Annotated in this window: 25 protein-coding genes; 15 read left to right on the forward strand and 10 right to left on the reverse strand. The window is 59.4% G+C overall.

Annotation, left to right across the window (positions count from 1 at the left end; all coding sequences use genetic code 11):
• Nucleotides 1–39 precede the first annotated feature (39 nt).
• The 7 genes from mlaF to murA are packed head-to-tail and all read left to right on the forward strand — an operon-like array spanning nucleotide 40 to nucleotide 4,561.
• The gene (mlaF, locus tag G5179_RS18195) at nucleotides 40–840 is read left to right on the forward strand and encodes a phospholipid ABC transporter ATP-binding protein MlaF (RefSeq protein ID WP_005336343.1); all 801 of its coding nucleotides are present in this window, start codon (nucleotides 40–42) and stop codon (nucleotides 838–840) included.
• Nucleotides 840–1,619, forward strand: coding sequence for a lipid asymmetry maintenance ABC transporter permease subunit MlaE (gene mlaE / locus G5179_RS18200; RefSeq protein WP_005336345.1), 780 nt, complete (start codon nucleotides 840–842; stop codon nucleotides 1,617–1,619). Before mlaF ends, mlaE begins: the two co-directional genes overlap by 1 nt.
• A 7-nt stretch (nucleotides 1,620–1,626) precedes the next feature.
• Nucleotides 1,627–2,124: an outer membrane lipid asymmetry maintenance protein MlaD gene (mlaD, locus tag G5179_RS18205; RefSeq protein WP_019444849.1), complete on the forward strand. Its 498-nt coding sequence runs from the start codon at nucleotides 1,627–1,629 to the stop codon at nucleotides 2,122–2,124.
• Nucleotides 2,125–2,126: 2 nt separating this feature from the next.
• The gene (locus G5179_RS18210) at nucleotides 2,127–2,759 is read left to right on the forward strand and encodes an MlaC/ttg2D family ABC transporter substrate-binding protein (RefSeq protein ID WP_005336350.1); all 633 of its coding nucleotides are present in this window, start codon (nucleotides 2,127–2,129) and stop codon (nucleotides 2,757–2,759) included.
• Nucleotides 2,756–3,028, forward strand: coding sequence for an STAS domain-containing protein (locus G5179_RS18215; RefSeq protein WP_421258854.1), 273 nt, complete (start codon nucleotides 2,756–2,758; stop codon nucleotides 3,026–3,028). Before G5179_RS18210 ends, G5179_RS18215 begins: the two co-directional genes overlap by 4 nt.
• A complete protein-coding gene (ibaG, locus tag G5179_RS18220) occupies nucleotides 3,028–3,285 on the forward strand; it encodes a BolA family iron metabolism protein IbaG (protein ID WP_005306001.1) in 258 nt (85 codons plus the stop codon). Before G5179_RS18215 ends, ibaG begins: the two co-directional genes overlap by 1 nt.
• A gap of 19 nt (nucleotides 3,286–3,304) precedes the next feature.
• Nucleotides 3,305–4,561 (forward strand): UDP-N-acetylglucosamine 1-carboxyvinyltransferase, encoded by a 1,257-nt coding sequence (gene murA, locus G5179_RS18225; protein WP_216979958.1) that lies wholly within the window; start codon nucleotides 3,305–3,307, stop codon nucleotides 4,559–4,561.
• A 578-nt stretch (nucleotides 4,562–5,139) separates the two neighbouring features.
• Here murA and G5179_RS18230 read toward each other — a convergent pair.
• Entirely contained in the window at nucleotides 5,140–6,393 is a 1,254-nt protein-coding gene (locus G5179_RS18230; protein ID WP_421258855.1) for a phospholipase D-like domain-containing protein, read from the reverse strand.
• Between the two features lie 73 nt (nucleotides 6,394–6,466).
• Between G5179_RS18230 and G5179_RS18235 the strand changes: the two genes are divergently transcribed.
• Nucleotides 6,467–6,643: a hypothetical protein gene (locus G5179_RS18235; RefSeq protein WP_216952225.1), complete on the forward strand. Its 177-nt coding sequence runs from the start codon at nucleotides 6,467–6,469 to the stop codon at nucleotides 6,641–6,643.
• On the opposite strand, the gene G5179_RS18240 is transcribed toward G5179_RS18235, so the two are convergent.
• From G5179_RS18240 to tatA, 3 genes are all read right to left on the reverse strand, one after another.
• Entirely contained in the window at nucleotides 6,621–8,042 is a 1,422-nt protein-coding gene (locus tag G5179_RS18240) for a lytic transglycosylase F (protein WP_216952226.1), read from the reverse strand. The two genes, G5179_RS18235 and G5179_RS18240, sit on opposite strands and share 23 nt — an antisense overlap.
• A 228-nt stretch (nucleotides 8,043–8,270) precedes the next feature.
• Nucleotides 8,271–8,573 (reverse strand): YfcZ/YiiS family protein, encoded by a 303-nt coding sequence (locus G5179_RS18245; RefSeq protein ID WP_101531245.1) that lies wholly within the window; start codon nucleotides 8,571–8,573, stop codon nucleotides 8,271–8,273.
• Nucleotides 8,574–8,589: 16 nt separating this feature from the next.
• Complete coding sequence (tatA, locus tag G5179_RS18250) at nucleotides 8,590–8,751, reverse strand: twin-arginine translocase TatA/TatE family subunit (protein ID WP_005339944.1); 162 nt, start codon at nucleotides 8,749–8,751, stop codon at nucleotides 8,590–8,592.
• 276 nt (nucleotides 8,752–9,027) lie between these two features.
• On the opposite strand from tatA, the gene G5179_RS18255 reads away from it, so the two are divergent.
• The gene (locus G5179_RS18255) at nucleotides 9,028–9,996 is read left to right on the forward strand and encodes a LysR substrate-binding domain-containing protein (protein WP_421258856.1); all 969 of its coding nucleotides are present in this window, start codon (nucleotides 9,028–9,030) and stop codon (nucleotides 9,994–9,996) included.
• A gap of 77 nt (nucleotides 9,997–10,073) precedes the next feature.
• Here G5179_RS18255 and G5179_RS18260 read toward each other — a convergent pair whose 3' ends face one another.
• Both G5179_RS18260 and G5179_RS18265 read right to left on the reverse strand, forming a co-directional pair.
• Nucleotides 10,074–10,673, reverse strand: coding sequence for a YhgN family NAAT transporter (locus G5179_RS18260; protein ID WP_040069536.1), 600 nt, complete (start codon nucleotides 10,671–10,673; stop codon nucleotides 10,074–10,076).
• Between the two features lie 99 nt (nucleotides 10,674–10,772).
• Complete coding sequence (locus G5179_RS18265) at nucleotides 10,773–11,018, reverse strand: YecH family metal-binding protein (RefSeq protein ID WP_005357633.1); 246 nt, start codon at nucleotides 11,016–11,018, stop codon at nucleotides 10,773–10,775.
• A gap of 209 nt (nucleotides 11,019–11,227) precedes the next feature.
• On the opposite strand from G5179_RS18265, the gene G5179_RS18270 reads away from it, so the two are divergent.
• Entirely contained in the window at nucleotides 11,228–12,511 is a 1,284-nt protein-coding gene (locus tag G5179_RS18270) for a dicarboxylate/amino acid:cation symporter (RefSeq protein WP_421258857.1), read from the forward strand.
• Between the two features lie 11 nt (nucleotides 12,512–12,522).
• On the opposite strand, the gene G5179_RS18275 is transcribed toward G5179_RS18270, so the two are convergent.
• Both G5179_RS18275 and G5179_RS18280 read right to left on the reverse strand, forming a co-directional pair.
• The gene (locus G5179_RS18275) at nucleotides 12,523–12,837 is read right to left on the reverse strand and encodes a DUF2007 domain-containing protein (protein WP_005339933.1); all 315 of its coding nucleotides are present in this window, start codon (nucleotides 12,835–12,837) and stop codon (nucleotides 12,523–12,525) included.
• 10 nt (nucleotides 12,838–12,847) lie between these two features.
• Nucleotides 12,848–13,750: a LysR family transcriptional regulator gene (locus G5179_RS18280; RefSeq protein WP_019444678.1), complete on the reverse strand. Its 903-nt coding sequence runs from the start codon at nucleotides 13,748–13,750 to the stop codon at nucleotides 12,848–12,850.
• Nucleotides 13,751–13,846: 96 nt separating this feature from the next.
• On the opposite strand from G5179_RS18280, the gene G5179_RS18285 reads away from it, so the two are divergent.
• Nucleotides 13,847–14,899, forward strand: coding sequence for an HlyD family secretion protein (locus tag G5179_RS18285; RefSeq protein ID WP_021231553.1), 1,053 nt, complete (start codon nucleotides 13,847–13,849; stop codon nucleotides 14,897–14,899).
• On the forward strand, nucleotides 14,899–16,452 hold the full coding sequence (locus G5179_RS18290; RefSeq protein ID WP_421258858.1) for a DHA2 family efflux MFS transporter permease subunit: 1,554 nt from the start codon (nucleotides 14,899–14,901) through the stop codon (nucleotides 16,450–16,452). The genes G5179_RS18285 and G5179_RS18290 overlap by 1 nt, the downstream gene beginning before the upstream one ends.
• Before the next feature lie 77 nt (nucleotides 16,453–16,529).
• On the opposite strand, the gene G5179_RS18295 is transcribed toward G5179_RS18290, so the two are convergent.
• Complete coding sequence (locus tag G5179_RS18295; protein WP_421258859.1) at nucleotides 16,530–17,156, reverse strand: lysoplasmalogenase; 627 nt, start codon at nucleotides 17,154–17,156, stop codon at nucleotides 16,530–16,532.
• A gap of 187 nt (nucleotides 17,157–17,343) precedes the next feature.
• Here G5179_RS18295 and G5179_RS18300 point away from each other — a divergent pair, with 187 nt between their 5' ends.
• Nucleotides 17,344–17,487, forward strand: coding sequence for a hypothetical protein (locus G5179_RS18300; protein WP_162182404.1), 144 nt, complete (start codon nucleotides 17,344–17,346; stop codon nucleotides 17,485–17,487).
• Between the two features lie 75 nt (nucleotides 17,488–17,562).
• On the opposite strand, the gene G5179_RS18305 is transcribed toward G5179_RS18300, so the two are convergent.
• Complete coding sequence (locus G5179_RS18305) at nucleotides 17,563–18,681, reverse strand: fatty acid desaturase (protein WP_421258860.1); 1,119 nt, start codon at nucleotides 18,679–18,681, stop codon at nucleotides 17,563–17,565.
• A gap of 147 nt (nucleotides 18,682–18,828) precedes the next feature.
• On the opposite strand from G5179_RS18305, the gene fabR reads away from it, so the two are divergent.
• Both fabR and G5179_RS18315 read left to right on the forward strand, forming a co-directional pair.
• Entirely contained in the window at nucleotides 18,829–19,449 is a 621-nt protein-coding gene (fabR, locus tag G5179_RS18310; RefSeq protein WP_421258861.1) for an HTH-type transcriptional repressor FabR, read from the forward strand.
• Nucleotides 19,450–19,468: 19 nt separating this feature from the next.
• A complete protein-coding gene (locus G5179_RS18315) occupies nucleotides 19,469–19,834 on the forward strand; it encodes a YijD family membrane protein (RefSeq protein ID WP_139442142.1) in 366 nt (121 codons plus the stop codon).
• Nucleotides 19,835–20,233: the final 399 nt, after the last annotated feature.

Raw genomic sequence — 20,233 nt, forward strand, 5'->3', positions numbered from 1 at the left:
CTAGACTACCCCATAAAATTCGCACCTCATTTACACCGGATGGACAATTGTTTGAACAATGACCTGATCACCATCTCCGACCTGACCTTCAGTCACGGAGATCGGCTGTTGTATGACGGGATCAACCTGACCATTCCTCGTGGCAAGGTGACCGCCGTCATGGGCCCGAGCGGCATCGGTAAAACCACCCTGCTGCGGCTGATCGGTGGCCAGCTCAAGCCGGAGTCCGGTCACATTCTGTTTGACGGGGAAGACATCCCCACCCTCTCCCGTTCGCGCCTCTATGAAGTGCGCAAGCGGATGAGCATGCTGTTCCAGAGCGGCGCCCTGTTTACCGGCATGACGGTCTACGACAACGTGGCCTTCCCGCTGCGAGAGCACTCCGGCCTGCCGGAGGAGCTGATCCACACCATCGTCATGATGAAGCTGCAGGCGGTGGGCTTGCGCGGCGCGGCGAAACTGATGCCCTCCGAGCTCTCCGGCGGCATGGCACGCCGGGCGGCGCTGGCACGGGCAATTGCGCTCGATCCTGACCTCATCATGTATGACGAGCCGTTCGTCGGGCAGGACCCCATCACCATGGCGGTGCTGGTCAAGCTGATCAAGGAGCTGAACGATGCTCTCGGTATCACCTCCGTCATCGTCACCCACGACGTGAAAGAGGTGCTGAGCATCGCCGATTACGCCTACATCATTGCCAATCGCAAGGTGGTGGCGCACGGCACGCCGGACCAGCTGCGCGAGGAGCACAATCCCGAAGTCGAGCAGTTCCTCAAAGGGTTGCCCGATGGTCCTGTTCCGTTTCATTTTCCGGCAGGCGATCTGCTACAGGATCTCTGATGTTGATAAGTCAAATAAGCAAACTGGGGCGGGTCGGGGTGCGGTTTATCAGCTCCGTCGGTCGCGCCACCATCATGTTGTTCCATGCGCTGGCGGGCAAACCCGAACCGCGCAAGCACTTCCCGCTGCTTGTCCAACAGTTGTATGTGGTGGGCGTACAGTCGGTGGCCATCATTCTGGTCTCCGGCCTGTTCATCGGCATGGTGCTCTCGCTGCAGGGTTACAACGTATTGAAGGATTTCGGCGCCGAGCAGAGTCTGGGACCGCTGGTCTCCCTCTCCCTGCTGCGGGAGCTGGGTCCTGTGGTCACGGCGCTACTGTTTGCCGGCCGTGCCGGTTCGGCCCTGACCGCTGAAATTGGCCTGATGAAAGCCACCGAGCAGCTTTCAAGCCTCGAAATGATGGCGGTCGACCCGCTACGCCGGGTGGTCGCCCCCCGCTTCTGGGCTGGCGTCATCAGCATGCCGCTGCTGGCCTTTATGTTCAGCCTGATCGGCATCTTCGGCGGCAAGCTGGTCGGCGTGGACTGGCTAGGCGTCGACGAAGGGGGCTTCTGGTCTGCCATGCAGGCCTCCGTCGACTGGCATGAAGACATCATGCAGGGCGCCATCAAGAGCCTGATTTTCGCCCTGGTGGTCACCTGGATTGCGCTCTTTAACGGCTATGATGCCAAGCCGACCTCGGCCGGGATCAGTCAGGCCACGACCCGAACTGTGGTCCACTCATCCCTCGCCGTGCTCGGCCTGGATTTTATACTCACTGCAGTCATGTTTGGATAAGGTAAAGATGAAGTTCAGCAAAGTAGAATTCCTGGTCGGCACCTTCATGCTGGCTGGCATCGGTGCCATTCTGGCACTGGCCCTGCAAGTGGCCGGTTTGAGCTTCAAACCGGAAGGAGAAACCTATACCCTGCGCGCGCATTTCGATAATATCGGCGGCCTGAAAGTCCGTTCGCCGGTCAAGGTCGGCGGCGTGGTGGTTGGTCGGGTCAGCGACATCGTACTGGACCCGAAAACCCAGGTGCCCGAAGTGACCCTGATGATGCAAAAGAGCGCTGGCCAGTTTGCCGATACCAGCTCCCTCTCCATCCTCACCTCCGGTCTGCTCGGCGAGCAGTACATCGGTCTGGCCCCCGGCTTCAGCGATGAGGAGATGGGCACCGAGATGCTCAAGGATGGCGACCTGATTGAAGACACCAAATCCGCCATCGTGCTGGAAGATCTGATTGGCAAGTTCCTCTACAGCCAATCCTCCGACAGCAAATCAGACAGCAAGAAGGAGTAATCATGTTCAAGAAAATCGCCCTGCTGCTGGGCCTGATGACCAGCATGCTCTTTTCCCTGTCTGCCCAGGCCGCAGTCGATGCCACCGACCCCAACGCGCTGGTGGATCAGGCTGCCAAGCAGACCTTTGCCCGCCTGAAGGCCGATCAGGCCCAGGTGAAAAGCAATCCGGATCACCTGCGGGTGATCATCCGCGAAGAGCTGCTGCCCTATGTGGACAACCGCTTCGCCGCCTACAAGGTGCTTGGCAACCAGATTAAAGAGACCACCGAAGCGCAGCGCAATGCCTTCGTCGAGGTGTTCACCGAGTACATGGTGAGCTCCTACGCCGATGCGCTGGCCCATTTTGACAAGCAGACCGTCAAGGTCGAGCCGGGCAAAGCTCCCAGCGGCAACATCACCGCCGTCAACGTCAGCGTGAAAGAGGCCGGCAAGCCGGACATCTTCCTCGAGTTCAAACTGCGCAAGAACAACAAGACCGGCGAGTGGAAAGCCTTCGACATGGTGGCCGAGGGGATCAGCCTGCTCTCCGCCAAACAGAGCGAGCTGGGCGGCCTCATTCGCCAGAATGGCATCGATGCGGTGATCGCCCAGTTGCGCGAACACAACGCCAAGCCGCTGGTACTCAAACCATGACCCTCAGCGGTGATCTGCAGGCGCCACAGGTCAATGACCTGTGGCAACGCCGCGCCGAATGGTGGCAGGACGACCAGCTTGAGCTCGGCGGCGTCACCACCCTCGACTCTGCCGGACTGGCCCTGCTGGTCAAATGGGCCAAAGCCGTATTAGCGCGAGGCTCCACACCGCAACTGGTGGGCGCCTCCAGTGATTTCTATACCCTGGCCAACCTCTACGGGGTGGCCGGGCTGTTTCAGTCAACCCCGCTCACAACTGAGGACGCATAATGCAAGTCTCTGAAATTGAAGCGATACTCCTTGAGGCTCTGCCATTGTCCGAAGTCCATGTCAAAGGGGACGGTAGTCACTACCAAGTGATCGCCGTCGGTGACATGTTTGACGGCATGAGCCGGGTCAAGAAGCAGCAGGCCATCTATGCCCCGCTGATGGACAAGATCGCCAGCAACGCCATTCACGCCCTCTCCATCAAGGCGTTCACCGACGCCGAGTGGAAACGCGAACGTAAATTCCTATTGCCCTCCTGATTTGGTAACGAAGTAAAAAATGGACAAATTCAAAATCGATGGTCGTTGTACTCTCAACGGCGAAGTGACCATCTCCGGCGCCAAAAACGCCGCGCTGCCGATCCTGTTCGCAACCCTGCTCTGTGATGAAGAGGTACACCTCTCCAACGTGCCGCGCCTGAAAGATGTGGGCACCACCATCAAGCTGCTGGAGATGCTGGGCGCCACCACCAAAGTCAACGGCAACGTCACCGTGCTGACCGGTGCGGTCAACAACCACGTCGCCCCCTACGAGCTGGTGAAGACCATGCGCGCCTCCATTCTGGCGCTGGGCCCGCTGGCTGCCCGTTTCGGCGCCGCTGATGTCTCCCTGCCCGGCGGTTGCGCCATCGGTGCCCGTCCGGTCAACCTGCACGTCCACGGCCTGCAGCTGATGGGTGCCAAGATCACCATCGAAGATGGTTACATCAAGGCCCGTGTCGATGGCCGCCTGAAAGGCGCTCACATCCTGATGGATATGGTCTCCGTGACCGGTACCGAAAACCTGATGATGGCTGCGACCCTGGCTGATGGCCGCACCGTGATCGAAAACGCCGCGCGCGAGCCGGAAGTGGTCGATCTGGCCAACTTCCTCAATACCCTGGGTGCCAAGATCCAGGGGGCGGGTACCGACACCCTGACCATCGATGGTGTCGAGCGCCTGCACGGCGGCAACTACAGCGTGCAGCCTGACCGCATCGAAACCGGAACCTTCCTGGTGGGCGCGGCGGTCACCGGCGGCAAGATCACCTGCCGCAAGACCGACCCGACCCTGCTGGAAGCGGTACTGGTCAAGCTGGAAGAGGCTGGCGCACTGATTGAGAAGGGTGAAGACTGGATCACCCTCGACATGACTGGCCGCACCCTCAAGCCGGTCACCATCAAGACCGCCCCCTACCCGGCCTTCCCGACCGACATGCAGGCACAGTTCACCGTACTGAACGCGGTGGCACAAGGTACCGGCATGATCACCGAAACCATCTTCGAGAACCGCTTCATGCACGTTCCCGAGCTGGTACGGATGGGCGCAGACATCGAGTTGCAGGGTAATGTGGCCATCTGCCGCGACACTGCTCAGCTCAAGGGGGCTCAGGTGATGGCGACCGATCTGCGCGCCTCTGCCAGCCTGGTGCTAGCCGGCTTCGTCGCCGAAGGCTCCACCATCGTCGACCGCATCTACCACATCGACCGTGGCTACGAGAACATCGAGCAGAAGCTGCAGGGTCTGGGTGGCCGCATCGAGCGCATCAAGGGCTGATATTTCCCTGATCGCTGGCCGATAAAAAGGCCCCCTCGCTAATGCAAGGGGGCCTTTTTACATTAACCTGGGCTGCCGAGATTCAATGCGGTCGAGAGTGGTCCATATCGTGTCAGGCTATTTACCAGCCCCCTAGCGGCCAACGTTCATTGGCTCGAGACTCGCCAAAGAACCAAAAAAGTGGGGTGACATGTCCATGTCACCCCCTCGCAAATAGCATGTTCCATATTGGAGTCCGGCCACACCGGGTCTCTGTTTCACTTTCCGATAGTTCGCGACCCATCTGAAGTGCGCGCCAATTGCAGCGATGCAACCGACCAGCTACCCGTTACAACCTTCGTCCACACGGCAGACAAGCCGCCGTGTTTGTCCTTGCAACTGAAATATTACGCATAAAAACAAAATAAAAAACGTTTTTATGCCAATTCCATTCACATTGGAGTACAAAAAACAGCCTTGTCACCACCATTAACTGGTTATAAAACAGTTAGATAGACTCTATCATGGCTATTCACCCGCGATGTGCATCGGCAAAGGCCTACACGCCTTTGCGAGATCTCGCACAAAAAATGGCCGCCTCACAGCCAACGGCGCAGTGGCAACCAGTCGCTCAGGCGGGCTATCAGTCGCCTTGACCACCCTTCGGGTTTGCGCGGCAATCCACCCGCCTGCTCCTGCCAGCGAGCCAGCCACATTCGCAGCGCCTCGCAGATCGGCGGACAGTGCAGATGCAGCATCAGCTCGGTATTGAGAAACAGCGAGCGGGGATCGAGGTTGAGGCTGCCAAACAGCGCCCGCTCCTCCCCCAGCAGGATCAGCTTGGCGTGCAGGCTGCCGTGACCATGATCAAACTCGGCGACCCGGATCCCGCGCCGAAGCAACCAGCCTAGGTAACGTTGGTAGGCGCCATAGACCAGCGGCACATCGGTGCTGGCCAGCGAGTTGGTGAGAATGTCGATGGCGACCCCCTGCTGGCGTAGCCGCGCCAGACGGTGCCGAGACCCGCGAGTAAGGATGAGGTAAGGGGTCACCAACCCCAGCGAGCCGGGATTGTCAGCCAGCTGGCGCCAGAGCTGACGGGCGGTGGTGGGACGGGAGATGAGCCCCTTGCCGGGACGGTCGAACCACACCTCTGCCCGCCCCTCGTGCCACTGCAGCGGTACATCGCTCTCGTCAAACAGCGCCGCGGGCAGATCATAGACCGTCGCCACCGCCGGATCCGTCATGGTGAACAGGAAGTCGTTGACCACCTCTATTTCGGCGGGCAGCAGCTCGCGGCGCAGCAGATGGCGGATGGGGTGACTCCAGCGGCTGTGCCAGAACTGCTCGAACCCCTGCGCCATCTGCTGGCACAGCCCCCCCTGACAGGCGAGATCGAGATCCACGAAGGGGGCTTGCGGATCCAGACCGAAGTAGCGATCGCCTATGTTGCGCCCGCCGATCAGCGCCAGCTTGCCATCCACCAGCAGCAGTTTGTTATGCATCCGGTGGTTGATGCGGCGAAAGCTGAGCAGCCCCTCCAGCAGCAGTGCCAGCGGGCGCCAGCCCCGCAGCCAGAAGGGGTTGAACAGCCGCACTTCGATCCCGGGGTAGTGAGCCACCATCTCCAGAAAGCGGTTGTCACCGGCATAGAGATCATCCACCAGCAGCTGCACCTTGACGCCGCGTCGAGCGGCGTGGAGCAGCTCGCTCAGCAGCAGCTTGCCGCTGCTGTCCTCTTCCCAGCTGTAGTACTGCGCCTGGATCCGCTCGCGGGCATGGCGGATCCAGTGACAACGCACCTTGAGCGCCAGCTGGGGATCGTCGATCAGGGCAAAGGATCCGGGGATCATGGTGTCATCCTGCTGTCATGGCCGGGTGTCATAACGCTGGCGAGCCTCTTCACATATTCAAAAGGAGTTGCTGATGGAACTGCATGATACCCCGATGTTGCGCTATCTGGGCCAGCTCAGCCAGCCAGATCTCATCCCGGCCACCGGCCCCACCCACTGGTTCCTGCAACACAGGGACGGTGGCTGGCAATTGCCGACCGTGCAGGCGACCCTGCCGGTCAACCGGCTCAGGGCTGAGCCGCTTCGATAGCGGCAGCCTTACCCTCGATCTGGGGCAAGCTGAAACGATAGGCTACGTAGTACTTGTAGATGGTGCCGACATAGTTGATCGGCCCCTGTCCGACTTCGTTGGCCACCAGCTGATCTACGTTGCCGAACCAGACGTTGGGATCGAGCCCCAGTTTCTCCGCCTTGCCTCGCAGCGCCTGCACCCGGTTTGGCCCGGCGTTGTAGGCGGCGAGGGCAAACAGGTGGCGGTTGAGCCGATCCAGCTTGGGATCATTGAAGTAGGTATCGAGGATCAACCGCATGTAGCGGCAGGCGGCCTCCACATTGCCCTCCAGCGTGGTGAGTCTGGCGCCGTTGATGCCGACCTCCCGCCCCGTGCTGGGCAGCAGTTGCATGATGCCCACGGCCCCCTTGTGCGAACGCGCCTTGGGATTGAGGCCGGACTCCTTGTAGCCGAGCGCCGCCAGCATCAGCCAGTCGAGATCGTATTGATTGGCGTACTTCTCCAGCACTTTGCGAATGGTCGCAAGGCGCCCCATGGGATCTGGCGCCAGGATATTGCTCATCTGCTCGCTGTGAACCAGCAACCGGCGCAGGGTCATGTCGCTGTAGAGGCTGTTGCGGCTGACGCTCGCCAGATAGCCATTGACCGCTTTCAGCAGCTCGGGGCTGTTCTTGCGCAGCGCCCAGCCACTGGTGCCGTTGCTGCGCAGGGGGATCAACTTGTGAGCCTTGAGACCGGAGATCATGCCACTCAGCCAGATCCGCCCCTTGTAGCTGTCGGTCACCGTCAGGGGAATAATGCCGGCGGCCACCATCTCCAGCAGATCGCCATCCTGTAGATATTCGGGCACCGTCTCGATATAGACGGGGGGCAGCCCCAACTCGCGAAACAACCAGTTGAGCTGGCGCAAGCTCTCGTAGTAGCTGGAGCTGGCCCGCACCCAGACCCGCCTGCCAGAGAGCTGGGTAATGCGGCTGAAGGCGGGCAGGCTGTTCTGGCTAACCACCCACTCCTCGATGGAAGAGATGAGCGGCCGGGAGAAGGCCACCTGTTCACGCCGGGTCGGGGTCACCGTCATGGTCGCCGCCACCAGATCCCCACGCCCCTCGGTCAGATAGTCCAGCAGCTTGTCCTGCCGCACCGGGATGTAGACCACCTTGAGTTTGACCTTCTCTTTAGCGAGATAGGTGTTGTTCAGCCAGCGCTCGAATCCTTGCAGCTGATTGACCAGAATGCCGTACTGGGTGCCGCGATCGAGAAAATAGAAACCGCGCTCATAGACCACCAGAGCCCTGAGTTCGCGCTTTTGCAGAATGCTTTCGAGGTCCCCGGGTTGGGGCAAACGCACCGGCTTGAGCTCAGCCGCCAGCAGGGAAAAACAGCAGAGGGCCAGCAGAGCCCAAATCCAGCGTCGCATCACGATGGCTGCCCCTGTGCTGAGGTCACGCCTGCTGCCTGTTGGCAGCACGGATCACGATAGAGGGTGGGATTGGGGGCAGAGATCCATCGCTGCGTCATGATATTTACGCCTTCTGTTGGCCGACTCGCGCCGGGCAAAACGTCTGTGGGATAGAGTAACTATAGAACGCCGACCCACAGCAGAAGGGTCAACACGGCAGGCAAACCTGCCGCGTTATCAGACAACTCAGATAGAGCGGGCCCGCATTTCGAAAATCAGTTTTTCGGCGGTGCAGGTGAATTGCAGGCGGGCTTTCAGGATCACGCCGTTGGCGCCCTGGGTCAGTTCGCTGCTCACTTGAGCTTCGGCGGTGACCTGTTTGGCCAGTGCTTCATAGGCAGCCAGCTTGGCGCGGGCATCCGCCTCGGCCGCGGCTTCAATAACCAGCTCCATCACATCGTCGCCTTCGCCGATGATGGTGCCGATCTCGGCAAAACAGCCACAGCTGTCACAGGTTTCGTTCAGTTCAACTTTCTCGTCTACAGACATTTTCTACTCCTACTGCTTATTTCGGATGATTTGCGTCGTCACGCATCGCCTTGCGAAAATCTTTGATGGCGGTACCCAGATCCTCACCTGCACTGGCAAGACGCTTGCTGCCGAAGACCAGCACAACGACCAGCAAGAGGATCAGCATATGCCAGATATGAATTCCACCGAGTCCCATAGGGATACTCCCTCACAAAGAGATATCTGTTACTTGTATCAAAATAGAGCGCAGGGATTGTTGGGCAAAATCAAGGCAGGTGCAAGTGAGCAAATAAATCATAGCCAAAAAATAGGGCGACCCAAAGGTCGCCATATTGATTGTGCTACATGTCCCCTCAACCGCTACATCCTGTACCAGTGGTTCATGCGAACCTGAGACCATTCGAGGATAAGATCGCCAAGATATGAAAACAAATGGTATAAATTCATCTTAGAATTGAAGAGGATTCATATCATGCTGCTGGAACAACTGGGTCGCATCGACCTCAATTTGCTGATTATCCTGCAGGTATTGCTGGAAGAGCGCAACGGCAGCAAGGCGGCACGCCGCCTTCATCTGAGCCAGTCCGCGGTCAGTAAAGCCCTCGGCCGTCTGCGCGATACCTTCAATGATCCCCTCTTCATCCGATCTGCCTACGGGCTGGAACCCACCGGCCGTGCCCTTGCACTGCAGCAGCAGTTGCAACCCATCCTGCTGTCGCTGGATAACCTGATCCAGCCGCCCGAGTTCGACCCCGCCAGATCGGAGCGAGAGTTCGTCATCGCCAGCATGGACAGCGCCTTTACCCTGTTTGCCCCGCTCTACCTGAGCGAGCTGAAGCGGCAGGCACCAAGGATCCGCTTGCGTTACGAGGAGTGGACCGAGAACAGTCTGACTGAGATGAGTCAGGGACAGGTGGACATCGCCTTCGCGGTGCGGGAGAACTGCATCAGCTCCGATTATCGGCTCGATACCCTGCCCGACAGCATCTGTCAGCGAGTGCTGGCGGTCGATGACCTCACCTGTCTGGTGCAGCAGCACCACCCCGCGCTGCGAGAGCCCAACTGGAATCTGGAACACTACCTCAGTTATCCCCATGTGCAGACTTACTGCGAGGGACGGGACCGCTGGATGCTGGATCACAAGCTGGCAGAGCAGGATCTCTACCGGCGTATCGAGGCAACCGTGCCCTCCTTCGAGGCGGCGCTGCGGATGGGGATGCACTCCGACATGATAGTGACCCTCTCCAGGCTCTACGCTCGCCACGCTACCCAGGTCTATCCGCTGTTGCAGCTGCCGCTGCCCATCGGGTTGGACAGCATCTCCCATCTGCTCATCTGGCATCAGCGTCACAGCGAGGATCCGGGCCACCGCTGGCTGCGGGAATTGCTGCTCTCCCTCATCATGAGCAAACTGGAACCCGCAGCGACCACTCACGAGTGACGACACGCCCTCTCGGCAGGAAGAAAAGAACGGGGCTCTGCGTAGCCCCGTTTCATTCACTTCAAGAAGTAAACCGCTCAGCCTTGGCCGGTCACTGCCAGATAGTGATGTACCCCGTCCAGCAGCATCTGGACCGAGATCATCACCAACAGCATACCCATCAACCGCTCCACCGCAGTGAGTCCCCGCTCACCCAGCAGCTTGTTGAATACCTCGTAGAACATCAGGATCACCGCGCTGGCGGCCCAGGCCATAAAGAGCGCCAGCGACCAGTCCACCATCCGGCTGGGCTCCTGATTGGCCAGCAGCATCAAGGAGGCGAGGATCGAGGGACCGGCGATCATCGGGATCGCCATCGGCACCAGGAAGGGCTCCTCGCCCGCCGCCAGCCCGGTCACGCCCCCCTCACTCGGGAAGATCATCTTGATGGCGATCAGGAACAGGATGATACCCCCCGCAATGCTGACCGCCTCCTGCCGCAGGTTGAGGAAACCGAGGATCTGCTGACCGACGAACAGGAACAGCATCATGATGGCCAGCGAGAAGAGCAGCTCGCGCACCATCACCTTGCGACGTCGCTTGGGATCGATATGACGCAGGATAGAGAGGAAGACCGGCAGGTTGCCCAGCGGGTCCATGATCAGAAACAGCATGACTGCGGCAGAGAAAGTATCCATACAACGCCCGGGCTACGCCCTGAATAGGGAAAAGAGAGGGGGCGAAATATAGCAAAGGGCGAAGAATTGAGCGAGCGCCATGATGCGCTCGCAGCGGGATTAACCGTGGTTGCAGATCTTGTCGGCGCGGGTCTGGAAACCCTCAGCCGAGTCGATGAATTTGCCGCGGGCAGCCAGAAAGTCGATCAGCGCTTCCGCATCCATCTCGCTGGCGCTGCAGGTATGAAAACGGGCCTCGGCACCGAACCGCTCGGCCATCGCCTGCTTCAGGCTGGCACGGGTAAATTGCCCCCCTTGCGCCAGCATCATCTCCATCACTTCGTGACCATGAACCGATTGCGACATCTCTCACCTCAATAATGAACATATTTAATGCCAATTAAATATCTCCCCGCCCGGAGGGATCTTGATATAGGCCAATAAATTGCGCATTTCCTGGTCAGGGGAGTGGTCACCGCCACTGCTTTGTCGATAATGTGGCAACCCGCGTCAGGGATCGCTACACTGGCGCCCCTTTTTGGCCATCGCAGACAATGTATAAGGATATTGGCGTCATGCTGTTCCATGGAGAGGCTCTCAAGCCCTGGCAGATCTGGACCCGCCGACCACTCTGGCTCAAGACCCTGATCGGCATGCTGACAGGGGTGGGTCTGGGCGTCGGCTTTGAAGAGCAAGCCCTGCTGCTCAAGCCCCTTGGCGTCCTGTTCGTCAACACCATCCAGATGCTGATGGTGCCCCTCATTTTCTGCTCGGTCATCGCCGGTCTCACCTCGCTGCTCAAGGGCAAGGCCCTCGATCGCATCGGCAGCAAGGCGATCTGCCTCTACTTCTGCTCCACCGCCATCGCCATCTGCATCGGCCTGATGATGGGCTGGCTGCTGGAACCCGGCATGGGCGCCGACATGGGCCCCTATGAGCGGATCGGCATGTCGGAACCACCCACCCTGGCCAGCGTGCTGAGCCATCTGGTGCCGAGTAACCCGGTACAGGCGATGGTGGATGGCAAGATCCTGCAAGTGATCGTCTTTGCGGTGGCGCTGGCGGTCGCCCTCAATGCCAGCGGTCGCCGTGGCCGCCCCGCCATCCTCTTCTTCACCTCGCTGGCCGAGGGGATGTTCAAGCTGACCCAGATGGTGATGGCTCTCGCCCCTTATGGTGTCTGCGCCCTGATGGCCTGGATGACCGGCAAGTACGGCCTCGACCTGCTGCTACCACTGCTCAAGGTGATCGGCGCCGTCTACCTCGGCTGCCTGCTGCACGTGCTCGGGGTCTACAGCACCCTGCTGCTCCTGCTGGCACGGCTCAATCCGCTGCACTACTTCAAGAGCATCGTTGACGCCCAGGCGGTTGCGTTTACCAGCAGCTCCAGCAACTCCACCCTGCCCATCAGTCTGGCCTGCGCCGAGAAGCGGCTGGGAGTCTCCCCCGCCATCACCGCCAAGGTGCTGCCCATCGGCGCCACCATCAACATGGATGGCACCGCCCTCTATCAGGGAGTGACTGCGCTGTTCGTAGCTCAGGCATTCGGTGTGGATCTGCACATGGTCGATTACCTGACCATCATCAGCATCGCTACCCTGGCCAGTATCGGCACCGCTGGCACCCCGGGCACCGGATTGATGCTGCTGACCCTGACCCTGACGGCAGTGGGCTTGCCGCTGGAAGGGGTGGCACTGATTGCAGGCATTGACCGGCTCCTCGACATGGCGCGCACCACGGTCAACGTATCGGGGGATATTCTGGTGTCGGTGCTGATCGCCCGCAGCGAAAACGAGCTGGATCTGGCGACCTATCACGATGCCAGCGCAGGGGAAGATATCGAGTTCCCGCCGCGCTAGCGGAAGAGAGATCAGCTGTCGTGGGGATCGTGATGACAACGCCAGCAGACGTCGAAGTTGGCGCCGTTCTCCTCCCCGCACTGGCCGCACAGCCAGCCGTTACCCTGACGCTGCTGGTAACGCTCGATGACCCGTCCCGCCTTGCTGCGATCCTCGGCCCGCACCATCAGGGTCACCTGCAACATGTCGACCGGCAACTCGCCAAGGGCGCCTGACAGCCCCTCGCCATTGAGGCGCACCAGCACCCCTTCCGCCTCCAGCGCCCCTTTCAACGCGTGTGCCTCCAGGGTGTGTGAGGCGCGATAGAGATTGATCCAGTTATCCATAGCTCCCCCCTTACAACAACTTGTCGATGCCAAACTCGGCGCCATTTTCAATCATGAAATCGATGAATGCCCGCAACTTGCGCGGCATCAGTTGCCGCTCCGGAAACAGCAAATAAATCGGCACCCTGGGTTGCTGCCACTCTGGCAGCAGGATCACCAGCTCGCCGCTGGCCAGCTCATCCTGACAGAGCATAGCGGGTAACGAGGCCAACCCCAGCCCCGCCTTCGCCGCCTCCCGGGCACAGGTAATATTATTGACCCGAAAACGGGATGGGGGGTCAACCAGCACCTCTCTGCCATCCAGCTCGAAGCACCAGTGAGAGGCGAGAAACCCGCTGCTCACCGTCACTCGCTCGTGGTTGGCCAGATCCTCCGGCCGCTCGATGACCGGACTACGGGCCAGATAGTCCGGGCTGGCACAGAGCAGCCTTCCGGTGCTCCAGAGTCGGCGCGCCGCCAGGTTGGAGTCGCTCATGTCGCCAATCCGCACCACCGCATCCAGCCCTTCACTGATGGGGTCCACCACCCGGTTGGTCAGCTCCAGCTCCACCTGCAAGGCGGGATAGGCCTGCAAAAACTTGGCGACCAAGCGCCCAACCACCAGTTGCCCCGTCTCGATGGGTACCGCCAGTTTGAGGGTGCCGGTTACCTCCTGCTGGCTGGCGCTCAGCATCAACTCGGCTTCGGTCAGGGCATCGACCGCCTTGCTGCAGTGCAGGTAGTACTTCTCCCCCTCCTCGGTCAAAGTGAGCTGACGGGTGGAGCGATAGAGTAGACGCACACCGAGCCGCTGTTCCAGCTCGGCGATGCGGCGGCTGACCATCGCCTTGGTCATCCCCAGCTCGCGGGCGGCCCCCGTAAACGAGCCCTTGTCGACGATACGCACCAGAATTAACGCGGCATTGAGATCCATTGTTGCACCAGTGAAACTGTATATCTCGTGAACCAATACTAATCGAAACAGTTGACCAGTGTTAGCCTGCGCCCCTTAAGTTCAGGAATCACAAAAATGAGTCAACACAAAAAAATTCCCCTGCTGGCAGCCATGATATTGGCGCTGCTCGGTCTGCTGTTCGCCGGTTACTGGTATCTTCACGGCCGCTATTTTGAAAGCACCGACAACGCCTATCTGCAAAGTGAAGTGACCGGGATCAGCTCCAAGCTGCCCGGCTATATCCGCGAAGTGCTGGTCACCGACAACCAGCCGGTCAAAGCGGGCCAACTGATCGCTCGGCTCGATGATCGCGAATACAAAACCAGGGTCGCGGAGGCCGAAGCCGACCTGCGCCTCAATCAGGCGACGGCCGAAAATTTGGCGGCCACCCGCACCCAACAACTGAGCCTGATCCAGCAGGCCGAGGCCAAGGTCGCCTCCGCCAATGCCGAACAGCTGCGCGCCAGCCAGCAGGTCAACCGGATCAGTCAGCTCAACCAGCGCCACTACAGCTCGCAAGACAGTCTGGACGAGGTACGTGCCGGCCTGCAGGTCAATCAGGCGCAAGCCCGGGAGGCCCAAGCCGCCCTGCAAGCGGCCCGTGAGCGACTGCTGGTACTGGATGCCGAGCGCAAACAGAATCTGGCCAAGCTGGCATTGAGCGAAGCACAACTGGAGCAGGCCAAGCTGGAGCTCGGCTACACCGAACTGCGGGCACCGGCCGATGGCATCATCGGCAAGCGCAGCCTGCGGGAAGGGCTCTACGTACAGTCCGGCATGCAGGTCGCCAGCCTGGTGCCGCTGCAGCAGGTGTGGGTCGAGGCCAACTTCAAGGAGACCCAGCTCGCCCATATGCAGCCGGGCCAGAAGGTCGAAGTGGTGCTCGATGCCTACCCGGATCAACCGGTCGAGGGGATCATCGACAGCCTGGCCCCGGCGACCGGCGCCAAGTTCGCCCTGCTGCCGCCGGAGAATGCCACTGGTAACTTCACCAAAATCGTGCAGCGGGTGCCGGTAAAGATCCGCATCCCCGAGCCAGGTCCGCTGGCAGGCAAGCTGCTGCCGGGTCTCTCCACCGAAGTGATCGTGGATACCCGCACTCCTGAGCCCGTGGTGGCTGCCAACTGATGGAACCCATTCCACGTCGCAACTGGATCGCAGTCATGGGGGGGCTTATCGGCGCCTTCATGGCCATCCTCGATATCCAGATCACCAATGCCTCCCTGAAGGATATTCAGGGGGCCCTGTCGGCCACCCTGAGCGAAAGCTCCTGGATCTCCACCTCCTATCTGGTGGCGGAGATGATCGCCATCCCCCTGAGTGGCTGGTTGAGCCGGGGGTTGAGTGTGCGCCGTTACCTGCTCTGGACCACCGGCGCCTTTATCGCTGCCTCCGTGCTCTGCTCGTTCAGCTGGAACCTCACCAGCATGATCGTCTTCCGGGCGCTGCAAGGCTTTACTGGCGGGGCGCTGATCCCGATGGCCTTTTCCCTCATCGTCACCCTGTTGCCGTTACAGAAGCGGGCCACCGGCATGGCGCTGTTTGGCCTCTGCGCCACCTTCGCCCCCGCCATCGGCCCAACCCTCGGCGGCTGGCTCACCGAGCAGATGTCGTGGCACTACATCTTCTATCTCAACGTGCCGCCGGGACTGCTGGTGATGGCCATGCTGGCCCACGGGCTTGATAAAAAACCGGTGGACCGGGAGGTGATCAAGCGGGTAGACCTCATCGGCATCGTCACCATGGCGCTTGGCCTCGGCTTGCTGGAGGTGGTACTGGAAGAAGGCAACCGGGAAGACTGGTTCGGCTCAAGCTTCATCGTGCGACTGGCAGTCATTTCGGCGGTGGCGCTGGTGTTCTTTGTCATCAGCCAGCTGATCCGCCGTCACCCGCTGGTCAATCTGCGGCTGCTGCACAACCCGCGCTTCGCGCTGGCCTGCTTCGCCTATCTGATCCTCGGCATGGCGTTGATGGGCTCCATCTATGTGCTGCCGCTCTACATGACCCAGATCCACAACTACAACGCGCTGGAAATCGGCGAAGTACTGATGTGGATGGGGCTGCCGCAACTGCTGGTGCTACCGCTGGTGCCCAAACTGACCCACAAGATAGATCCGCGCTATCTGGTGAGCTTCGGCTTCCTGATCTTCGCCGTCAGCTGCTTTATGAACGTCAACATGAGTGCCGACTACGCCGGGCCGCAGCTGATCCAGTCGCTCATCGTGCGGGCGCTGGGGCAGCCCTTCATCATGGTGCCGCTCTCCCTGGTCGCCACCGCCAGCCTGAGCCACGACGAGATCCCCTCCTCCTCGACCCTGCTCAACGTGCTGCGCAACCTCGGTGGTGCGTTCGGTATCGCCATCATCGCGACCATGCTCGACAGCGATACCCGCACCCATGTGCTGCAGATTGGCAGCACTCTGGCCGCCAGCAGTATCGAAGGGCAAAACTATCTGCTGCAACTGGCCCAGAGCATGATGGCGCAGGGTTCAGGTCCCGAGATTGCTCAGCAGCAAGCCCACGCCATGTTGGCCAATACCATCAACCGGGAGGCGGCCATCATGGCCTACAACCAGGTGTTCTACATCATGGGGATCTTCTTGCTGATCGCCAGCGGCCTGATGCTGTTGCTCAAATCCCCCGCCCCACGGGCAGCGGATGCCGAACCGCTAGAGGCGTGAAAAACGCCGGGCATAAAACGAAAAACGGGCCAATGCCCGTTTTTCGTTATCTGTTACCTGTACTCAACCAGAAGACGTTATCCCGCCAGCGACCCTGCAATCAGGAATTGCGCTGCGAAGTAGCTGCTCATCACCCAGGCTCGAGCGTGGGGAAAGGGGCGGCGGAAGCGATCGAGCGCCAGCATGCTGTCGGAGAAGAGGAACATCAGTGCCCCCACCAGAGCTGCGGCAGAACCGGCAGTGAGAGAGGCGTGCCAAGCACCGGCGGCCACCCAGGCCATGCCGATGATCACCAGCATGTAGCAGAAGACCGGGATCCGCATCTCCCCCAGCTTGCCCCACAGCAGACCAAAGACCATGCCGGCGATCAGCAACAGCAGCAAACCATCCACCAGATTGAGCAACAGCGGCCCCTGGGCAAAGCCGACGATATAGCAGATATGCGCGACAAGAAATGCCGCCAACCCCTGAATGAAGCGATCGCTTGGCAACATCAGCAGCACATCGCCCGCCAGCGAGAGGCAGAGGCCGAGCAGGATCCAGGCGTGTGAGCCATCGTGGTCATAACTCTGGTAGCCGAACGCCAACGCAATGATAAACAGCATGGTCAGCGGCTTGCTGATATAGAACTGGCGGCTGTCTGAACCGTAGGCAGCACGGATGTGCCACCAACCTGAAGCGATGATCAAGAAACTCAATAACATGCCCTGCTCCTCACCTGTTGCTCGCAGTCATACGGCAACCGTTTTTATCATGATGCAGGGTAACAAATTCCCTACCCCAGTGGCAGGGGTGCTGATCAAATGGACAGACTAAGCCTAAAGTCTAATTGCCGCCCCGAGTGGTTCAGGGCATAAGTGACGGGTCTGGAGGATCACCATGGAAGAAGCTATGAAAAACTATCTGCCCGCCATCGATATCATGATGTGCCATCTGGGGATCAGCTTTGAGCAGGCCTGTGAACAACTGGGTCTTAGCCAGCAGGAGCAACAGGCACTGGATCAGTTACAGCAACAGCAGAGCCAAGCCAACTAGCTTGAGTTGAATCATAAAAGAGAAGACCGCCAGCAGGCGGTCTTCTCTTTTAGTCTCTGTGATAACCGGACGGCATCATGCAATACCTGCCAGCAAACGACTCCAGTTGCGTTTACCAGCGATGAAGCCGTCACGCAGGGCCCGGTACTCCAGTTGCAGCTTGAGGCGGTCATAGCGCGCCAGCGCCTTGCGCTTGCGCAGCTCCAGCAGCCGCTTGCGACTGGCGTAATAGTGTTGTAACTGCTGGCTCAGCTTGTCGTACTCCTCCTGCAGCAGCGCCTGCCACAGTTCACGATCTTCCTGCTTGCGCAACTTGGCTTGTGCCCGTTTCAGTTGCATCTGCAGCCGGGCTTGTTCGATACGCTCCTCCGGCGAGGATCTGAGATCCACCGCCAGACCACACCAGGAGGCGAGCCGGATCAACCACTTGGTCGGATCGAACTGCCACCAGTGAATGCCGTTGCGGTAGTCATTCTCGAACAGGTGGTGAAAGTTGTGGTACCCCTCGCCAAAGGTGAAAAAAGCCAGGATGCCGTTATCGCGAGCGGTATTGCGATCGGTATAGGGCTGACTGCCCCAGATGTGGGCCAGCGAGTTGATGAAGAAGGTGGTGTGGTGAGTCATCACCATCCTCAGCACGCCCGCCAACAGCAACATGCCGAGCAAGTCCCCGTGCCACAGGCCAAGCAGCAGCGGCAGCCCCAGATTAGCCGCCAGTGCCAGCGTCAGATAGTGACGGTGCTGAAACGCGACCACCGGGTTGTTTTGCAGGTCTCGCACATTGCTGTAATCACCATAGCGATCTCCCTGATACTCCCGCAACATCCAGCCGATGTGCGAATACCAGAAACCGCGCCCCGCGCTGTAGGGGTCTTTATCGTTGTCATCCACATGACGATGGTGACGGCGGTGATCGGCCGACCAGTGCAGGGCCGAATTCTGCAGCGCCAACGCACCGCCGATGGCAAATAACCACTGCAAAGCGGGGTGCGCCTTGTAAGCCTTGTGCGACCAGAGCCGGTGATAGCCTGCGGTGATGGAGAGACCACTCAGGCAGAACAACAACAGGAAACTGGCCCACTGCCAGAGATCGTAACCGTGGCTCATGCCGTACCAGGGCACGACAATCAACGCCACTATCCCGGAGAGGGAGAACAGCAGGGTATTAGTCAAAATAATGGGGGGTCTGGCCATCTCATTGCATCCTTTCAGCGAACAGCTGTTAGCCATTTTCTATGGTGATTTCCTCACGGTCAATGGTAAAAAAGTAGGATACAAACCTGATCCTGAGGCGCCTTCGGGTTATCATTTGTCCTCGTTAAGCTGAAGGTGACTGATTTCGTGGGTATTCGCGCTCAACAAAAAGAAAAAACCCGGCGTACATTGATTGATGCTGCATTCAGACAACTGTGCGCCAATCGGAGTTTCTCCAATCTCAGCCTGCGGGAAGTCGCTCGCGAAGCGGGTATCGCGCCCACCTCTTTCTATCGCCACTTTCGCGATATGGAGGAACTGGGCCTGACCCTGGTTGACGAAGGAGGTCTTACCCTGCGCCAACTGATGCGACAGGCACGCCAGCGCATTGCCGGTGGTGGCAGTGTCATCAGCACCTCGGTGCAGACCTTTATGGAGTTCGTCGAGAACAACCCCAACATCTTCCGGCTGCTGCTGCGGGAACGCTCCGGCACCTCGGCCGCCTTTCGTCAGGCGGTGGCTCGCGAAATCCAGCACTTTATCGCAGAGCTGACCGATTATCTGGAAGCCACCACAGAAGCACCACGGGAAGATGCCTACATCCAGGCAGAAGCCATGGTCACCATCGTCTTCAGTGCCGGTGCCGATGCACTCGACATGACCAGCGAAGAGTGCCGTGCACTCTCCGACCGAACAATTCGCCAGCTGCGGATGATCGCCATGGGCGCCGAGGTACAAAACCAGAAGCGCCGTGAACCTCACCCATGACCACAGGATGGAGAACGACATGCCTGAACAGCTTATGATCCCGAAAAAACCGCTTGCAATGGCCATGCTGATTGGTATCTGTGGCGATGCTTCTCTGGCCGTGCTGACCAACTCGGTCGTGCCTTTCTCCTTCTTCCCGCTGATTGCCCTCTGGCTGGCGGCCTATCAGCTGTTCCAGCACTATCGCCATGAACCCATGGTGGGCAACACCCCCATCTGTACCCTGCTCTGCTTCTTTATCGGTGTCTTCGGCCACTCCGCGCTGCTCAAGGTGCAATACCCGGAACTCGGCAGCAACTTCTTCTCCCTGATCATGATGCTGCTGCTACTGGCAGCACTCTCCATCAAGCTCGGCCTGAGCATTGGCAACAAAGAGAAGCCCTGATAAATCGACCGAGTGATGGTAATCAGTTGATAGATAAAGCAAAGAGGCCTTCCCGTCGGGAAGGTCTCTTTGCTTGAACTGTACCTGATGAATCCGGCAATCTCGGTATTCCCAACCTAGCCAAACGGCTTGGCTTCAAGATCGATGTGCAGATGGAAGCGGAGGTGGTCAACATGGGACTGCCCTGTAGTCAGCAAGCGGCAGAAGCCTGATTTGACCCCTTGTAGACTCGTTCAAATGGCTGATAAGGCCCGGATATAGCCCGAAAATGGCGGGAATAACCGGCTATCTGGCCCTCTCTTGGCAGGTAAAAACCAAACGTTGGCTGTTTAACACGCTAAAAACACCAAGGCCCGGTCGTGAGGCCGGGCTTTGTATTGGCTCCGATGTGCAAATCTG

The sequence above is a fragment of the Aeromonas sp. 600886 genome (assembly GCF_049174935.1).
Taxonomy (GTDB): domain Bacteria; phylum Pseudomonadota; class Gammaproteobacteria; order Enterobacterales; family Aeromonadaceae; genus Aeromonas; species Aeromonas veronii_A.

Excerpts from the sequence above, each read along its gene's own strand:
- mlaF (WP_005336343.1), top strand. The coding sequence starts at position 40 with ATGGACAATTGTTTGAACAATGACCTGATCACCATCTCCGACCTGACC.
- mlaE (WP_005336345.1), top strand. The coding sequence starts at position 840 with ATGTTGATAAGTCAAATAAGCAAACTGGGGCGGGTCGGGGTGCGGTTT.
- mlaD (WP_019444849.1), top strand. The coding sequence starts at position 1,627 with ATGAAGTTCAGCAAAGTAGAATTCCTGGTCGGCACCTTCATGCTGGCT.
- G5179_RS18210 (WP_005336350.1), top strand. The coding sequence starts at position 2,127 with ATGTTCAAGAAAATCGCCCTGCTGCTGGGCCTGATGACCAGCATGCTC.
- G5179_RS18215 (WP_421258854.1), top strand. The coding sequence starts at position 2,756 with ATGACCCTCAGCGGTGATCTGCAGGCGCCACAGGTCAATGACCTGTGG.
- ibaG (WP_005306001.1), top strand. The coding sequence starts at position 3,028 with ATGCAAGTCTCTGAAATTGAAGCGATACTCCTTGAGGCTCTGCCATTG.
- murA (WP_216979958.1), top strand. The coding sequence starts at position 3,305 with ATGGACAAATTCAAAATCGATGGTCGTTGTACTCTCAACGGCGAAGTG.
- G5179_RS18230 (WP_421258855.1), bottom strand. The coding sequence starts at position 6,393 with ATGATCCCCGGATCCTTTGCCCTGATCGACGATCCCCAGCTGGCGCTC.
- G5179_RS18235 (WP_216952225.1), top strand. The coding sequence starts at position 6,467 with ATGGAACTGCATGATACCCCGATGTTGCGCTATCTGGGCCAGCTCAGC.
- G5179_RS18240 (WP_216952226.1), bottom strand. The coding sequence starts at position 8,042 with ATGCGACGCTGGATTTGGGCTCTGCTGGCCCTCTGCTGTTTTTCCCTG.
- G5179_RS18245 (WP_101531245.1), bottom strand. The coding sequence starts at position 8,573 with ATGTCTGTAGACGAGAAAGTTGAACTGAACGAAACCTGTGACAGCTGT.
- tatA (WP_005339944.1), bottom strand. The coding sequence starts at position 8,751 with ATGGGACTCGGTGGAATTCATATCTGGCATATGCTGATCCTCTTGCTG.
- G5179_RS18255 (WP_421258856.1), top strand. The coding sequence starts at position 9,028 with ATGCTGCTGGAACAACTGGGTCGCATCGACCTCAATTTGCTGATTATC.
- G5179_RS18260 (WP_040069536.1), bottom strand. The coding sequence starts at position 10,673 with ATGGATACTTTCTCTGCCGCAGTCATGCTGTTTCTGATCATGGACCCG.
- G5179_RS18265 (WP_005357633.1), bottom strand. The coding sequence starts at position 11,018 with ATGTCGCAATCGGTTCATGGTCACGAAGTGATGGAGATGATGCTGGCG.
- G5179_RS18270 (WP_421258857.1), top strand. The coding sequence starts at position 11,228 with ATGCTGTTCCATGGAGAGGCTCTCAAGCCCTGGCAGATCTGGACCCGC.
- G5179_RS18275 (WP_005339933.1), bottom strand. The coding sequence starts at position 12,837 with ATGGATAACTGGATCAATCTCTATCGCGCCTCACACACCCTGGAGGCA.
- G5179_RS18280 (WP_019444678.1), bottom strand. The coding sequence starts at position 13,750 with ATGGATCTCAATGCCGCGTTAATTCTGGTGCGTATCGTCGACAAGGGC.
- G5179_RS18285 (WP_021231553.1), top strand. The coding sequence starts at position 13,847 with ATGAGTCAACACAAAAAAATTCCCCTGCTGGCAGCCATGATATTGGCG.
- G5179_RS18290 (WP_421258858.1), top strand. The coding sequence starts at position 14,899 with ATGGAACCCATTCCACGTCGCAACTGGATCGCAGTCATGGGGGGGCTT.
- G5179_RS18295 (WP_421258859.1), bottom strand. The coding sequence starts at position 17,156 with ATGTTATTGAGTTTCTTGATCATCGCTTCAGGTTGGTGGCACATCCGT.
- G5179_RS18300 (WP_162182404.1), top strand. The coding sequence starts at position 17,344 with ATGAAAAACTATCTGCCCGCCATCGATATCATGATGTGCCATCTGGGG.
- G5179_RS18305 (WP_421258860.1), bottom strand. The coding sequence starts at position 18,681 with ATGGCCAGACCCCCCATTATTTTGACTAATACCCTGCTGTTCTCCCTC.
- G5179_RS18315 (WP_139442142.1), top strand. The coding sequence starts at position 19,469 with ATGCCTGAACAGCTTATGATCCCGAAAAAACCGCTTGCAATGGCCATG.